This window comes from Streptomyces sp. PTY087I2 (genome assembly GCF_001687325.1).
GTDB lineage: Bacteria > Actinomycetota > Actinomycetes > Streptomycetales > Streptomycetaceae > Streptomyces.
Window position 1 is genome coordinate 1 of record NZ_LZRD01000017.1, and the last position, 15,388, is coordinate 15,388.

Here is a 15,388-nt window from a genome sequence, read left to right on the forward strand (position 1 = left end):
GGCGGCGACCCCGCAGTGCACCGCGCACTCGGGCCGCTCGCCGCGGACGGCGGCGGTGGCGGCCGGGGTGCGCACCGTCCACCAGGCGAGGACCGCGCCCGCCACCAGCAGCCCCGCGCACATCGGCATCGCCCGCCGGAACGTCGTGGCGAACTCGCCCGCGTCCCGGTACGCCTCCGGCCCCATCCCGGCGAGCAGCGGCAGCGCGGCCACGGCGATGAGCCCGGCGGCCCGGGCGGCGGCGTTGTTGATGCCGCTGGCCAGTCCGGCCCGCCCGGCGTCCACAGCGGCGAGGACGGTCGCGGTGAGCGGCGCGACGACCACGACGAGCCCGGCGCCGAGCACCAGGACGGCGGGCAGCACCTCGGTGACGTACCCGCCGACGGAAGCGCTGCCCGGCCCCACCCGCAGCATCAGGAGCATCCCGCCGGCGGCCAGCAGCGGCCCCACGGTCAGCGGGACACGCGGCCCGATGCGCCGCCCCAGCTCACCGGCCGACGCGGAGAAGAGCAGCATCAGCACGGTGGTGGGCAGCAGCGCGGTACCGGCCCCCAGCGCCGAGTACCCGGCCACCACCTGGAGCTGGATCGCGGAGAGGAAGAAGAAGCCGCCGAGGGCCGCGTAGACGCAGAAGGTCACCAGGTTGACCGAGGTGAACAGCCGGGAGCGGAAGATCGACGGCGGCAGCATGGGGTCTGCCCGCCGCCGCTCGACCCGTACGAACGCGGCCCCCAGCAGCAGCCCGCCGACGGCCGACCCGATCACCACCGGCGACGCACCCCGCCCCGGCGCCTCGATCAGCGCGTACGTCACCCCGGCGAGCGCCAGCGCCCCGAGGACGGCCCCCAGCACATCGAACCGGCCGTGCGCCGCCGGATCCCGCGACTCCGGTACGTGGCGGAGCGCGACGGGTACGCAGATCGCGGCGAGCGGCAGATTCAGCAGGAACACCCACCGCCAGCCGGGCCCGTCGACGAGCCAGCCGCCGACGAACGGCCCCACGGCCGCCCCGACCCCGCCGAACCCGGACCAGAGTCCCACGGCCCGCGCCCGGTCGTCCGGATGGAAACTGGCCTGGATGAGCGCGAGGGACCCGGGCGTGAGCAGCGCGCCGCCGACGCCCTGGAGCGCCCGGGCGGCGATGAGGACCCCCGCGTTCGGCGCGATCCCGCAGAGCAGGGAGGCGGCCGCGAACCACACCACTCCCACCACGAACACCCGCCGCCGCCCGTACCGGTCCCCGAGCGCCCCGCCGAGGAGGATCAGCCCGGCGAGCGTGAGCATGTAGGCGTTGACGGTCCACTGGAGGGCGGCCATATCGGTGCCGAGGTCCTCGCCGATGCGGGGCAGGGCCACGTTGATGACGGTGGAGTCGAGCATCGCCATGCCGGACCCGAGCACGGTGGTCAGCACGACCCAGCGCCCGGCGGGCGAGGCGACCCGGATCTCCCCGGGGGCGGAGCCAGCAGCAGCCATGGGGCCAGGGTGCCCCAATTAAGCCCCTCCGGCGATTGAGGAACCCTGGAGTGCCCGCACGGAGCAAGAGCCCGCATTTCAAGCCCCTCCGGCGATTGAGGAGCGGGGGCCCGGGGGCAGCGCCCCCGAAACCGGCGACCACCGCACGGCTCACACGGCCCGCACCGCCCCCACGCCCCGCACCAACGCCTCAACCCCCCGCACAACCTTCTCCCGTGGGCACCCCACATTCAGCCGGACGCAACCGGGCGCCCCATAAACCGAACCCCCCATGATCGCCACCCGCTCCCGCTCCACCAGCACCCGCTGCAACGCCGCCTCCTCCACTCCCAGCGGACGCAGGTCGATCCACGCCAGGTATCCGGCCTGCGGCGGCACCCACCCCAGCTCGGGGAAGGCGGCCCCCAGCCGCTCAGCCACGTACGCCAGGTTCCCCGCCACATACGACCGCACCGCGTCCAGCCACGCCGCCCCCTCCCGGTACGCCGCGATGTGCGCGGTCAGCGAGAGGACCGCCGGTGACGCCAGCCCCTCCGCCGTCTCCATCCGCCGCAGGAACTCCGCCCGGTCACCGGCGTCTCCGATGAACCCGTACGAGCCGGTCAACGCCGGAAAGTTGAACGCCTTCGACCCGGACGTGATCAGCGCCCACCGGCCGTCCCCCGCCACCCGCGTCCACGGCACATGGACGCGCCCCGCACCGTCGTCGTGCACGAAGTCCGCGTGGATCTCGTCGCTGATCACCGCGACCCCGTACCGCTCGGCGAGCGCCGCCGTCCGGGCCAGCTCGTCGGCCGTCCACACCCGCCCCGTCGGGTTGTGCGGCGAACACAGCACCAGCACCTTCGCATCGCGCCGCGCAAGCTCCCGCTCCAACGCCTCCTCGTCCCCCACCGGCACCCCGCGCAGCTCCCGCCCGAGCCCCGTGATCGCCTTGCGGAAACCGTCGTACACAGGGGTGTGGACGACGACGCCGTCCCCCTCCCCCGTCCACATCTGGAGCAGCTGGGAGAGCTGGCTGAGCACGGACGGCCCGTAGACGAGCTGCCCGGTGTCGATCCCGGTGCCGTACCGGGTGGCGTACCAGTGGGCTATCGCCGAGCGGAAGTCGTCCTGCTGCCAGGTGGTGTAGCCGAACACCCCGTGGTCCAGGCGGGCCCGGAGCGCGGCCAGGACCTCGGGGGCGGTGGCGAAGTCCATGTCGGAGATGGTGAACGGCAGCAGGCCGTCGACGCCGAACCGGTCGGCGACCCCGTCCCACTGGACGCACCAGGTGCCCCGGCGGTCGACGACGGTATCGAAATCGTAGGGCGCGCCCACAGCAGATCCTCTTCTCTCCCGGCACGGCAACGGGCCCGGCCCTCCGAGGAGGACCGGGCCCGACACCGTACGTCCGTACCGTCCGTGCGGACGGGTGACTACTTCAGCTTCGTGCCCGTGGAGCGCAGGTTCGCGCAGGCCTCGGTGACGCGCGCGGCCATGCCGGCCTCGGCGAGCTTGCCCCAGGTGCGGGGGTCGTAGGTCTTCTTGTTGCCGACCTCGCCGTCGACCTTCAGGACACCGTCGTAGTTGCGGAACATGTGGTCCGCGACCGGGCGGGTGAAGGCGTACTGGGTGTCGGTGTCGAGGTTCATCTTCACGACGCCGTTCTCCAGCGCGGTGACGATCTCCTCGGCGGTGGAGCCCGAACCGCCGTGGAAGACGAAGTCGAACGGCTGGCTGCCGGCCGGCTTGCCGTACTTCTCGGAGACGCCCGCCTGGAGGTCCTTCAGCAGCTCGGGGCGGAGCACGACGTTGCCCGGCTTGTAGACACCGTGGACGTTGCCGAAGGAGGCGGCCAGCAGGTAGCGGCCCTTCTCGCCCAGGCCGAGCGCCTCGGCGGTACGCAGCGCGTCGTCGACGGTCGTGTACAGCTCGTCGTTGATCTCGTGCGTGACGCCGTCCTCCTCACCGCCGGTCGGGGTGATCTCGACCTCAAGGATGATCTTGGCGGCGGCGGCCTTGGCCAGCAGCTCCTGGCCGATGGCCAGGTTGTCGGCGAGGGTCTCGGCCGAACCGTCCCACATGTGGGACTGGAACAGCGGGTTCAGACCCTTGGCGACGCGCTCGGCGGAGACGTCGAGCAGCGGACGTACGTACCCGTCCAGCTTGTCCTTGGGGCAGTGGTCGGTGTGCAGCGCGATGGTGACGTCGTACTTCGCGGCGACGATGTGCGCGAACTCGGCCAGGGCGACGGCGCCCGTGACCATGTCCTTGTTGTACTGGCCGCCCAGGAACTCCGCACCACCGGTGGAGATCTGGACGATGCCGTCGCTCTCGGCCTCCGCGAAGCCGCGCAGCGCGGCGTGCAGGGTCTGGGACGAGGTGACGTTGATGGCCGGGTAGGCGAACTTGCCCGCCTTTGCCCGGTCGAGCATCTCGGCGTACGCCTCGGGGGTTGCGATGGGCATCTGACCGCTCCTTGGGATGTGCGGGTGTGCAGGCTGTGAGTCCCTGACCTGGGGGCGACGTCATCGTCGCCCCCATCTTCCCAGACTTGCCCCCCGGCTCCACCCGGCGGACCCGGTTTCACGTGAAACAGGGTCCGCCGCGGGTTCAGCTCAGGTCGAGGTCGGCCACCGAGTAGACGTGGACGTACGGAAGACCGGCCTCGGCGATGGTCGGGGCGGCCCCGCGCTCGACGATCACGGCGACGGCGACGACCTCGCCGCCCGCCTCACGGACCGCCTCGACGGCGGTGAGCGGCGAGCCGCCCGTGGTCGAGGTGTCCTCGACGACCAGGCAGCGGCGGCCCTTCACGTCCGTGCCCTCGATGCGGCGCTGCATCCCGTGTGCCTTCTGCGCCTTGCGGACGACGAACGCGTCCAGGCTCTTACCCCGGGCGGCGGAGGCGTGCAGCATCGAGGTGGCGACCGGGTCCGCGCCGAGCGTCAGCCCGCCGACGCAGTCGTAGTCCAGCTCGGCGGTGGCGTCGAGCATGACCTGCCCGACCAGCGGCGCGGCCTTGCCGTCCAGCGTGATGCGGCGCAGGTCGATGTACCAGTCGGCTTCCAGACCCGAGGAGAGGGTCACCTTGCCGTGCACCACGGCCTTGTCCTTGATCTGCTGGAGCAGGTCTGCGCGTACGTCAGTCATGTCCACGAGGGTAAGCGGTGCGGCCCCCGGCCCCGAGCCGAGCCTCGGAGCCGCGCCTCAGAGCCGCGTCCAGCTCCAAGTCGTGGTCATCTCCAGCGGATCGATCGGGGTCACCAGGCGGGGCGCGGTGTTCAGCCCGTTCGGCGGACCGGACTGCGGTTCCACGCAGACGGCCTCGTCCTGCTCGTCGTAGACGACCACCCACTCGCTGCGGCTCTTCACCGTCAGCTCCAGCCGCTCCGGCCAGGTGAGCTTCACATCCACGCCGTCGGGCATCCCGAAGCAGTCGTCCCACGGGCCGGGCTGCGGGTCGATGCGCCGCCCGGTCGGCAGATGGTCCCCGCCCCGCTCCTCCTGCCAGTCGGCGTCGAAGGACAGCTCGACGTCCCGGCCGTCGAGGGTGCGGTGGAACCAGGGGTGCCAGCCGGCCTGGGCCGGGAAGGAATTGCCGTACGTCTCGACGGCGAGGCCCAGCGTGAGCGTGTCCTCGGTCAGCTCGAAGGTCTGCGTCACCCGGCCCTCGTACGGCCAGGGCTTCGCGAGGTCGTAGTAGAAGGCCGCCCGGCCCTCGGCCAGCTCGGCGGCCGTGTGGGCGGGGTGCCACGAGGTGTCCCGGCCGGTGCCGTGGATGGCGTGCGGCGGGGAGTTCAGCGGCAGCTCGTGGAGCTCGTCGCCGTTGCGGAACTCCCCGTACCCCGTACGCCCGCACCAGGGGACCATCGGGAAACAGCCGTACCGATCGCCCTGGCGCAGCAGCTCGGTGGACCCGATCCGCAGGCTGCTGATCCGGCAGCCGTGCACGGGGTCGACGGTCAACTCGGCCGCGCCGACGGTCAGCCTGACGTTCTCTTCGCTCCTGCTCACCCGACGACCCTACTGGCGGCTCACGGCCTCCGGCGCCGCAACGCCCGGCCCAGCACCACGGCGGAGGCGAGCGCGAGGGCGGCGGCGGGGGCGACCCACCGCAGGGTGGTGCTCGCACCGCCCGCCTCCGGAGAGGGCACGGGGGCGTACCGGCCACGCGGCGGCGCGTGGTCGACCTCCTCGGCGCTGCGCCCGATCATGGTGCGGCGGGCGTGCGCGGCCTCGGCGGGCGGCTCGTCCGGAACGGTGAACTCCACGCCGGCGACGGGGTCGAGCGAGGGCGGCGGCACGGGCGAGTCGAAGACGGACCCGGAGCCGTCGTCGCCGCCCACGTCGGCGTCGCTGTCCACGTCGACATCCGCGTCCGCGTCGGCTTCCGTATCGATGTCCGCATCGACATCCGTGTCCGCGTCCGCGTCGAAATCGAGACCGTCGTCGGCGTCCGCGTCGGCGGACAGCTCGTCCGAGGCCTCCGAGATCTCCGCGGCCACGGCGCCTTCGCCCACCTCGGCGTCCCCGCGCTCCCCGCCACCCTCGTCGCTCTCGCCGTCCTCGTCGCCCGCAAGCCCCTCCGCGGCCACGGCGTCGCCTTCGCGCTCCACCAGGGACTCCGTCACCAGCTGCTGGGTGAAGCGGTCCAGGAGCCGGTGGGCGGCCGCGAGCGCCGCGCCCTCCCCCAGCTCGACCAGCCGCCCGTCCCCGTCGGCCGTACCGCTGTACGTGAGCGTCGTCCCGCCGTCCGTCGCCGTGAGGCCGATGGTCAGGGCCAGCTCGACCGCACCGGTGCCCCGGGCCTCCACGCCCTTCCCGGTGACGGAGAACCGGTCTCTCTCCGGGCCGGTGAGCAGCAGCTCGCCGCGGTAGGTGATGGTGTGGCCGCCGGCCCGCAGCTTCAGCCGGCCCGCCAGGGGCGACGCCGACGCGTCGGCGTCCTGCTGGAGACCGGGGACGCAACGGGCGACCCGGGCGGGATCGGCCAGGGTGCGCAGCAGGGTCGGGACGGGAACCGGAACGAACACCTCATGCTCCATGGAAACCGAGCCTAATCGGCCACGGCCCCGAACGTCAGGGCTTCGGCCGCCGAAACCCGAGGGCCGCACGAGCCGGGCCCACCCACCGCACCACAGCCCACCCGGCGCGCCCACGCACCGCACCGCACGCCCCACCCCCGCGGGCTCACGCGTCTTCCCAGTACCGCGGGTGGATCAGCGTCGACGGGAGCAGCCCCGGCAGCCGGGCCTCGGCCGCGGCCCGCGCCCCCTCGCTCAGCTCCCGGCCCCGCAGCGAGCGCGGCTCGGGCCCTCCGGCGGCCAGCGCGGCCTGCGGGGCCTTCCCCGGAGCGGCGAGGAGGAAGCCCCAGTCCTCCCGCTCCCGGTCCTCCCCGCCGCCCCGGTCCGGACTCGCGGCGAGGCCCGCGTACCGGCCGGTGACGCGGTAGGGGCGGGTCGCGAGGCCGCCCGCGCGCACCGAGGCCTCCACCGTCCAGAAGGTCTGCGGCCGGGATCCCAGCGGTCCGGCGTGCACCACGAGCCGCCCGTCGGGGGCCAGGGCCTCCGCGATCAGCCCGTAGAACTCGGCGGAATACAGCTTCGTACTGGCGGTGATGCCCGGGTCGGGGAGGTCGGAGATGACAACGTCGTACCGGCCGTGGTCGGCCCGGAGCCAGGGGAACGCGTCCGCCCCGACCACGGTGAGGCGGGGGTCGCGGAAGGCGTGGTCGTTCAGCTCGGAGAGGGCGGGGTCGGTCCGGGCCAGTCGGGTGACGGCGGGGTCCAGTTCGACGACGGTGACCGCGCGGACGTCCCCGTAGCGCAGCACCTCGCGGGCGGCGAGCCCGTCGCCGCCGCCGAGGATGAGGACGCGGGCGCGGGGCCCGTTCATCGCGGGGTGCACCAGCGCCTCGTGGTAGCGGTACTCGTCGCGGGCGCTGACCCGCAGCCGGCCGTCCAGATAGAGGCCGAGGGAGTCCCGGTCGGTGCCGGTCACCACGACCTCCTGCACCCCGGTCTGCACGGCGACCCGCACCTGGTCCCCGTACACCGCCCGGCGCGCCGCCCGCTCGAAGTCGTCGACCAGCACCGTGGCGGTGGCCAGCACCGCGATGACCGAGGCGTTGGCCAGGACGAGGAGCCAGCGGGAGCGGGGGCTCAGGTCGCTCCGGAACACCCACAGGACGAGCGCCCCGCCCGCCGCCGCATTGACCGCGCCGGTGAACAGCGCGCCGGTCAGCTGCCCCAGCATCGGCAGCAGCAGAAAGGGGAACGCGAGCCCGCCGACCAGCGCGCCCACGTAGTCGGCGGCGAAGAGATCGGCGACGGCCCCGCCCGCGTCCTGCCGGTCGACGCGCTGGATCAGCGTCATCAGCAGCGGGATCTCCGCGCCGATCAGCACCCCGATCGCCAGCGAGAACCCGACCAGGGCGTACTGCGAATCGCCGAGCCAGGCGAACGAGGCGTAGAGGATCAGCGCCGAGGAGCCGCCGATCAGGGCGAGGGCCGCCTCGATCATCCCGAAACCGACGGCGGCACGGCAGCGCAAACGTTTCGCGAGAAGGGATCCGATGCCCATCGCGAACACCATCACGGAGAGCACGACGGACGCCTGGGTGACCGAATCGCCGATGAGATACGAGGCGAGCGCGACCAGTTCGAGTTCGTAGACGAGACCGCAGGCGGCGCAGACGAAGACCGCGGCCAGCACGAGGAACCGGCCGGTCCTCGGCCGCACGGGGAGCCGCGCCGCGCCCCCTCGCAGCGACATCTGCTGGTCGATCATGACGCGAACGCTACGTCACGACACCGTCGCACCTTGTCACCCACACGGGTGTAAGTGGCCCTGCCACTCAGGCCGCGGCGGCCGGAATCCGCGCACCCACCCGGGTCCGGGTCACCACCAACTGCCCCTCCTGCGGGTACGCGTGCCAGGTACGCCACCGCACCTGGCCCTCGGTGCGCTGGGCGAGCATCGCGGTGAAGGCGTACGGGCTGCCGGGGAAGGTGCCCACCAGACCGTGCGGGTGGTCGCTCACGAGGGCGAGCAGTTCCTGCGCGCGGCCCGCGAACTGGCCCTGGGTCAGGGACTCGACGCGGGCGGCGAATTCGTACTCCCGGTCCCCGAGGCGCTTCGAGACACCGAGGGGCAGAGGGGTGCTGCTGCCGGGCAGACAGGCCACGGTCTCGGAACAGACCCCGTGCTCCTCCTGGAGAAGCACCTGGTGGGAGGCGCCGAGCAGCCTCAACTGGAGTTCGGCGCCGTCGAACCGGAGGTCGAGGACCGCCAGGGCGGGCAGCGGCTCCCGCCCCAGCATCCAGGCCAGGTCGGCGGCGCGGGTATCGGAATAGGCCGTCTGGAGGGTGGTGAGCATGGGTGGGCTCCGCAAACACACATGGACACCTGGACAGCAGAACGCCCCCTGATGACTGCGCGTGGGAGGTGAGGGGCGCCCGATCTGGTCCAACTGGGGTCCGAGGGCTGAATGTTCTCTTCGACGAGGGAATCACGAAGTACGCCGCACTCACAGCGTTTTCGCCCAACTTGCCGTGGTTTCCATCCCCTCGGGGGCCCCACGGTTCACCTGTTCAACCGAAAACGACCGCGTCGCTCAACGAAAAGGCGTCCGGAGGGAGTTCACCCTCCGGACGCCCGGTATCGGGTCACTGTGGGTGACCGTGCGACGGTGGCCGGATCAGCTGCTGCCCCCGCCGCAGCCGCCCCCGCCCCCGCACGACGAGCCGCCGCCGCAGGAGTGGCCGCCCGAGTGACCGCCGGACCCGGAGTCGCCGCCGGAGCCGGAGTCGCCCGACGACCACCAGCCACCGCCGGAGTCGCCACCGGTGAGGCCCTCGCCGCCCGCGGACGCCGCCGAGGAACGCCGGCCCCTGGTACGCGAGTGCGCCGACTTGCTTCCACCGGTGGCCCGCAGAACGGCCAGCAGCCCGCCGACGACGACCGCGGCGATCACTATCGCGATGAAGACGCCCATGGCCCCCACCCGCCTTTCTCTCCCCCGAAGCGAGGTCCCCCGTCGCTTCCCCGTTGTTGTGTGACAGGGGGATTCCCAGGGCCCGCGCGCACCAAAGCGGACTTGAGCAACTCCAGAGCTTCGGCCCAGGATGGCGCCCATGACACAGGGACGAGCGACCCGGGGGAACCCGGCGCAGGAACGACCGCTGCTCAACCGCCGCCTCGCCGCGTTCGGGACGACGATCTTCGCCGAGATGTCCGCGCTGGCCGGGCGGACCGGCTCCATCAACCTCGGCCAGGGCTTCCCCGACACCGACGGCCCCGAGGAGATCCGGGAGGCGGCGGTCCGGGCGCTGCGGGCCGGGCACGGCAACCAGTACCCGCCGGGCCCCGGCGTCCCGGAGCTGCGCAACGCCGTCGCCGCCCACCAGGAGCGCTTCTACGGCCTGACCTGGTCCCCGGAGACGGAGGTCCTGGTGACGACCGGGGCCACCGAGGCGATCGCCGCCTCGCTGCTGGCCCTCCTCGAACCGGGCGACGAGGTCATCGCGTTCGAGCCGTACTACGACTCGTACGCCGCCTGCATCGCGATGGCGGGCGCCGAGCGCGTACCGCTCACCCTGCGCGCCCCGGACTTCCGCCCGGACCTCGACGAACTGCGCACCCTGATCACCCCGCGCACCCGCCTCCTGCTGCTGAACACCCCGCACAACCCGACCGGCACGGTGCTCACCCCCGACGAACTGTCCGGGATCGCGGCCCTCGCGGTCGAGCACGACCTCCTGGTGGTCACCGACGAGGTGTACGAACACCTCGTCTTCACCGGCGCGCACCACCCGATCGCCGCGCTCCCCGGGATGCGCGAGCGCACGGTCTCCATCTCCTCCTCGGGCAAGACGTTCTCGTACACCGGCTGGAAGATCGGCTGGGTGACCGGCGACGCCCCGCTGGTGGCGGCGGTGCGCGCGGCGAAGCAGTATCTGACGTTCGTCAGCGGGGGCCCGTTCCAGTACGCGATCGCCGAGGCACTGGCCCTGCCCGACACCTTCTTCACCGGGTTCCGCGAGGACATGCACCGCAAGCGGGACCTGCTGGCAAAGGGCCTGCGCGCCGCGGGCTTCCGGGTGTACGAGCCGGAGGGGACGTACTTCATCACCACCGACATCTCTCCGTTCGGCGACGAGGACGCCTACGCCTTCTGCCGCGCACTGCCGGAGCGCTGCGGGGTGGCGGCGGTACCGAACTCGGTCTTCTACGACGACCCGGAGGCGGGCCGCAGCCAGGTCCGCTTCACGTTCTGCAAGCGGGACGACGTGCTCCAGGAGGCGGTGGAGCGGCTGCGGCGGCTCGCGCCCTGACGGGCGCCGGGAAGACCTCCGCCATGCCGGTGCCGGCGGGGCCCCGGCGTGAGAAACCGCAGCGCAGGTGCAGTCCCACCCTCAGATATTGATCAAATCCAGCATGGGAAAGCGGCGCCCGGAAACGCTTTCACCCATGTCGACATCGCCTGCCCCAGAGGCCACGGAGAAAACACCGGAACAAGCTTCCACGAAAAGGGACGCACTACAGACGGTCGTCACCGTACTGGGTCTCGCCGGAGTTCTTCTCACCGGGATCCAGTATTGGGCCGTCGAGAGGTACTTCGCCCAGTTCGGAGTGGCGCCCGAGGAAGTCGGCCTGGACACGGCGGTCCTGCTCACCCGCGTCGCCACAGCGCTCGTGTTTCTTGCGTTCCTGCTCGTTCCGAGCATGCTCTTCCTGCCGGGAGTCCTCGCCCTGGGTGTGGAGGAGGGATCACGCCGACGCAGGGTCTCCCGCTTCATGACGAAGACGTTCCGGGACCGCCCCGGTCTCCACGCTCTCGCGCTGGCCACCCTGGTGGGGCTCGGCTGGGCGGTGCTGACGGTGATCCAGGGCCCGGCCGCCCTCTTCTCCGAGGGGACATGGATCGCCGTGTGGATCGGCTGGACGGTCTTCCTGGCGCCGGCACTCCATCTCGCGGGCAGACATCGGACCCACGGGGGCCTGCTCCGCAGCGGCCTGGTCCTCTTTCTCTCAGCCGCGCTCTGCATGCTCTGCCTGGGCCAGGCGATGCAGGAACGCGGCAGAAGAACGGTCGAATCTGCGCGGCCCGGCGCCCTTGAGCAGGTACTGGGCATTCGCCCGCACTTCGTCCATGCCGACTTCGCGGAAACGGCCGGCAGTGAGAATCCGCCGGACGGCCCGATGCTCCATCTCGGCCAGTCCAACGGAATTCATGTCCTCTACGACTGCTCGACCTCACAGATAGTGCGCAAGGTGGGTGCACAGGTGCAGCTGACAAGCCCCGTCGGATCGGGACAGGAGGTCTTCGCCCGTTCGGTACAGAGTTCTTGCCGGTGATGAACGCGGCGGTGAAAATCGTCCGCACCGCGAGCGGAGAGCGACTGCGGCGGCGCAGGCAGGGGCCTTCGACGCGACACCGGTCACCTCTGACACGCCAGCGGCCCGGGAGGCGGTCGTGGTGACCGTTCTCCCGGGCCGCTGCCATGGACCGAGGCGTCAGGCGCCCGCGGGCTCCTCGCCGTCCGTCTTGCTCTCGGCGGGCTGGATGCCGAGGCGCTCGGCGAGCCACTTGTCGAACTCGATCGAGGCGCGCACCCAGCTCACCGTCGAGGAGACGAAGTGCTCCAGGCTGACGCCGGTGCCGATGAGCATCTGCGCCTCACCGATCAGCCGGACGGAACCCGTCTCGCCCTCCTCGCCCTCGTGGGCGTGGGTGTAGACCTTGGGCCACAGGGTGCGGCGGTTCCAGTCGTCGATGGCGTCCAGGAGGACGGGGCGCTGGTCCAGGTCGTGCGGGCGGTCGTAGAACGTACGGACCGAGAAGACCTGCTGCTCCGCCTCGCCGCGGAACATGAAGTACGTCCGGAACTCTTCCCACGGCGCCGCGAGGTCGCCCTCGTCGTCGATGACGTACTTCAGCTCCATCTGGTCGAGGAGCTGCTTGACGAGGTCCTGGTCAGGGACGACGGGGCCCTCCGGTCCTGCCGCCTGCGGTTCGGGCTGGCCCCCGAAATTAGGAATCGAGGACGGATCGATGCTCACCGTTATTTCCCTTCGTGCGGTTGCGGCCATCCTCTCCCATGGCGGGCGGGGCATGGCAAGCCCCGGCGGCCCCTATCCGCCACAAGCTGACAGACAGCGTGGGCGGACGGGGCTCGCCGGGCGTTCGCTCACAGCGTGCGACGCTCCGTGACCGGTGGTTACGAGGCGGGGCCGACGATCAGTCCGTCCTCGGCCCGGTCCACCCGTACGGTGTCACCGTCGCGGATCTCGCCGGACAGGATCTCCTTGGCGAGCCGGTCGCCGATGGCCGTCTGGATGAGGCGGCGCAGCGGGCGTGCCCCGTAGGCCGGGTCGTTGCCCTCCTGGGCGAGCCAGGCGAGCGCCTCGGGTGTGACGTCCAGGGTGAGCCGCCGGTCCGCGAGGCGCTTGGCCAGCCGGTCGATCTGGAGGCCCGCGATGTGGGCCAGCTCGTCGCCGGAGAGCGCCGAGAAGACCACCAGGTCGTCCAGCCGGTTGATGAACTCCGGCTTGAAGGAGGCCCGCACCACCTCCAGGACCTGCTCCTTCTTGACCTCGGGCTTAACCAGTGGGTCCATCAGGAACTGGGAGCCGAGGTTGGAGGTGAGGATCAGGATGGTGTTGCGGAAGTCGACCGTGCGGCCCTGGCCGTCGGTGAGCCGGCCGTCGTCGAGGACCTGGAGCAGGATGTCGAAGACCTCGGGGTGGGCCTTCTCGACCTCGTCCAGGAGCACGACGCTGTACGGGCGTCGGCGGACGGCCTCGGTGAGCTGGCCGCCCTCCTCGTAACCGACGTAACCGGGCGGGGCCCCGACGAGGCGGGCGACGCTGTGCTTCTCGCCGTACTCGCTCATGTCGATGCGGATCATGGCCCGCTCGTCGTCGAACAGGAAGTCCGCCAGCGCCTTGGCCAGCTCGGTCTTGCCGACACCGGTCGGCCCGAGGAAGAGGAAGGACCCGGTGGGCCGGTCGGGGTCCGCGATGCCCGCCCTGGTCCGCCGTACGGCGTCGGAGACGGCCTGCACGGCCTCGGTCTGCCCGATCAGCCGCTTGCCGAGCTCGGACTCCATGCGCAGCAGCTTCTGGGTCTCGCCCTCCAGCAGCCGGCCGGCCGGAATGCCGGTCCAGGCGCCGACGACGTCCGCGATGTCGTCAGGACCGACCTCCTCCTTGACCATGGTGTCCTTGTCCTTGGACGCCTCCTGCTCGGCCTCGGCGGCCTCCTCCAACTCCCGTTCCAGGCCCGGGATCTCCCCGTACAGCAGCTTGGAGGCGGCGTCGAAGTCACCGTCACGTTGCGCCCGTTCGGCCTGGCCGCGCAGCTCGTCGAGGCGCTCCTTGAGCTCGCCGACCCGGTTGAGACCCTGCTTCTCCTTCTCCCAGCGGGCGTTGAGGCCGCGCAGCTCCTCCTCCTTGTCGGCGAGGTCGCGGCGCAGCTTCGCCAGGCGCTCCTTGGAGGCCGGGTCGCTCTCGTTCTTCAGCGCCAGCTCCTCCATCCTCAACCGGTCGACGGAGCGCTGGAGTTCGTCGATCTCCAGCGGCGAGGAGTCGATCTCCATCCGCAGCCGGGACGCGGCCTCGTCGACCAGGTCGATGGCCTTGTCGGGGAGGAAGCGGGAGGTGATGTAGCGGTCGGAGAGGGTGGCGGCGGCCACCAGCGCCGAGTCCGCGATCTGCACCTTGTGGTGGGCCTCGTAACGGCCCTTGAGCCCGCGCAGGATCGCGATGGTGTCCTCGACGGACGGCTCGGCGACCAGCACCTGCTGGAAGCGGCGCTCCAGGGCGGGGTCCTTCTCGATCCGCTCGCGGTACTCGTCGAGCGTGGTCGCGCCGACCATGCGCAGCTCGCCGCGGGCCAGCATCGGCTTGAGCATGTTGCCCGCGTCCATGGCGGAGTCGCCGCCCGCGCCGGCGCCGACGACGGTGTGCAGCTCGTCGATGAACGTGATGATCCGGCCGTCGCTCTCCTTGATCTCGGAGAGGACGGTCTTCAGACGCTCCTCGAACTCGCCGCGGTACTTCGCGCCGGCTACCATCGCGCCGAGGTCGAGCGAGACGAGCCGCTTGTCCTTGAGGCTCTCGGGGACGTCGCCCTTGACGATGCGCTGGGCGAGCCCTTCGACGACGGCGGTCTTGCCGACGCCGGGCTCGCCGATGAGCACGGGGTTGTTCTTCGTCCGGCGCGACAGCACCTGCACGACGCGGCGGATCTCCTGGTCGCGGCCGATGACCGGGTCCAGCTTGCCCTCGCGCGCGGCGGCCGTGAAGTCGGTGCCGAACTTCTCCAGGGCCTTGTACTGGCCCTCCGGGTCGGGTGTGGTCACCCGGCGCCCTCCCCTGCTCGTCTCGAACGCGGCCAGCAGCTTCTTGGCGCCGGCCCCTTGTCCGTCGAGGATCTCACCGGCCCGGCCGCCCTTCGCGGCGATACCGATGAGCAGGTGCTCGGTGGAGATGTAGTCGTCGCCCAGTTCCTTGGCCCGCTGGGCCGCGTCCTGGATGACGGCGAGCAGCTCGCGGTTGGGCTGCGGCGGGGCGACGGTGGACCCGGTGACGCTGGGCAGGGAGCCGAGCAGGCGCTCGGTCTCGCCGCGTACGAGCGCCAGATCGGCCTCGACCGCGGCGAGCAGATCGACGATGTTCTCGTTGTCCTGCCCCTCCAGCAGCGCGAGCAGCAGGTGCCCCGGGGTCAGGTCGGGGTGCCCGTCCTTCACGGCCCGGTTGGTGGCCGCGTTGATGGCGTCGCGGCTCTTGTTGGTCAGCTCGGCGTCCACGTGTGGTTACTCCTCCTCGCAGCTGGGGTTCGTACGTGCGTCATCCCTGTTGACTCAATCAACGTGCACAAAGTTGAGTCTATTCCACTCAAGGTAGTGATCGCACGCGCTGC

The 15,388-nt window shown here is 71.5% G+C and carries 13 protein-coding genes; 2 read left to right on the top strand and 11 right to left on the bottom strand.

The features are described from left to right. The 9 genes from A3Q37_RS19315 to A3Q37_RS19355 all read right to left on the bottom strand — a co-directional run. On the bottom strand, positions 1-1,476 hold a 1,476-nt coding region (locus A3Q37_RS19315), incomplete at its 3' end, for a DHA2 family efflux MFS transporter permease subunit (RefSeq protein ID WP_065486306.1). Between the two features lie 150 nt (positions 1,477-1,626). After that, positions 1,627-2,796: a MalY/PatB family protein gene (locus A3Q37_RS19320; RefSeq protein ID WP_065486308.1), complete on the bottom strand. Its 1,170-nt coding sequence runs from the start codon at positions 2,794-2,796 to the stop codon at positions 1,627-1,629. A 98-nt stretch (positions 2,797-2,894) separates the two neighbouring features. After that, the gene (gene fbaA / locus A3Q37_RS19325; RefSeq protein ID WP_065486310.1) at positions 2,895-3,926 is read right to left on the bottom strand and encodes a class II fructose-bisphosphate aldolase; all 1,032 of its coding nucleotides are present in this window, start codon (positions 3,924-3,926) and stop codon (positions 2,895-2,897) included. A gap of 145 nt (positions 3,927-4,071) precedes the next feature. After that, positions 4,072-4,611, bottom strand: a complete 540-nt coding sequence (pyrE, locus tag A3Q37_RS19330; RefSeq protein ID WP_065486311.1) for an orotate phosphoribosyltransferase — start codon at positions 4,609-4,611, stop codon at positions 4,072-4,074. Positions 4,612-4,668: 57 nt separating this feature from the next. Then, positions 4,669-5,475 carry an aldose epimerase gene (locus tag A3Q37_RS19335; protein ID WP_065486313.1) on the bottom strand — a complete coding sequence of 269 codons (807 nt, stop codon included), beginning with the start codon at positions 5,473-5,475 and terminating at the stop codon, positions 4,669-4,671. Between the two features lie 20 nt (positions 5,476-5,495). Beyond that, a complete protein-coding gene (locus tag A3Q37_RS19340; RefSeq protein WP_065486315.1) occupies positions 5,496-6,506 on the bottom strand; it encodes an SRPBCC domain-containing protein in 1,011 nt (336 codons plus the stop codon). A gap of 145 nt (positions 6,507-6,651) precedes the next feature. Further along, entirely contained in the window at positions 6,652-8,250 is a 1,599-nt protein-coding gene (locus tag A3Q37_RS19345; protein ID WP_065486318.1) for a polyamine aminopropyltransferase, read from the bottom strand. A 67-nt stretch (positions 8,251-8,317) separates the two neighbouring features. After that, positions 8,318-8,839: a DUF2617 family protein gene (locus A3Q37_RS19350; protein ID WP_065486320.1), complete on the bottom strand. Its 522-nt coding sequence runs from the start codon at positions 8,837-8,839 to the stop codon at positions 8,318-8,320. 321 nt (positions 8,840-9,160) lie between these two features. Next, positions 9,161-9,457, bottom strand: a complete 297-nt coding sequence (locus A3Q37_RS19355) for a hypothetical protein (RefSeq protein ID WP_065486324.1) — start codon at positions 9,455-9,457, stop codon at positions 9,161-9,163. Between the two features lie 139 nt (positions 9,458-9,596). On the opposite strand from A3Q37_RS19355, the gene A3Q37_RS19360 reads away from it, so the two are divergent. Beyond that, positions 9,597-10,796: a pyridoxal phosphate-dependent aminotransferase gene (locus A3Q37_RS19360; RefSeq protein WP_065486326.1), complete on the top strand. Its 1,200-nt coding sequence runs from the start codon at positions 9,597-9,599 to the stop codon at positions 10,794-10,796. A gap of 88 nt (positions 10,797-10,884) precedes the next feature. Beyond that, positions 10,885-11,820, top strand: a complete 936-nt coding sequence (locus A3Q37_RS19365) for a hypothetical protein (protein ID WP_141693579.1) — start codon at positions 10,885-10,887, stop codon at positions 11,818-11,820. 159 nt (positions 11,821-11,979) lie between these two features. Here the strand turns inward: A3Q37_RS19365 and A3Q37_RS19370 are convergent, their stop codons facing one another. Beyond that, positions 11,980-12,525: a YbjN domain-containing protein gene (locus tag A3Q37_RS19370; protein ID WP_065486331.1), complete on the bottom strand. Its 546-nt coding sequence runs from the start codon at positions 12,523-12,525 to the stop codon at positions 11,980-11,982. 158 nt (positions 12,526-12,683) lie between these two features. Beyond that, the gene (gene clpB / locus A3Q37_RS19375) at positions 12,684-15,275 is read right to left on the bottom strand and encodes an ATP-dependent chaperone ClpB (protein WP_065486335.1); all 2,592 of its coding nucleotides are present in this window, start codon (positions 15,273-15,275) and stop codon (positions 12,684-12,686) included. Positions 15,276-15,388: the final 113 nt, after the last annotated feature.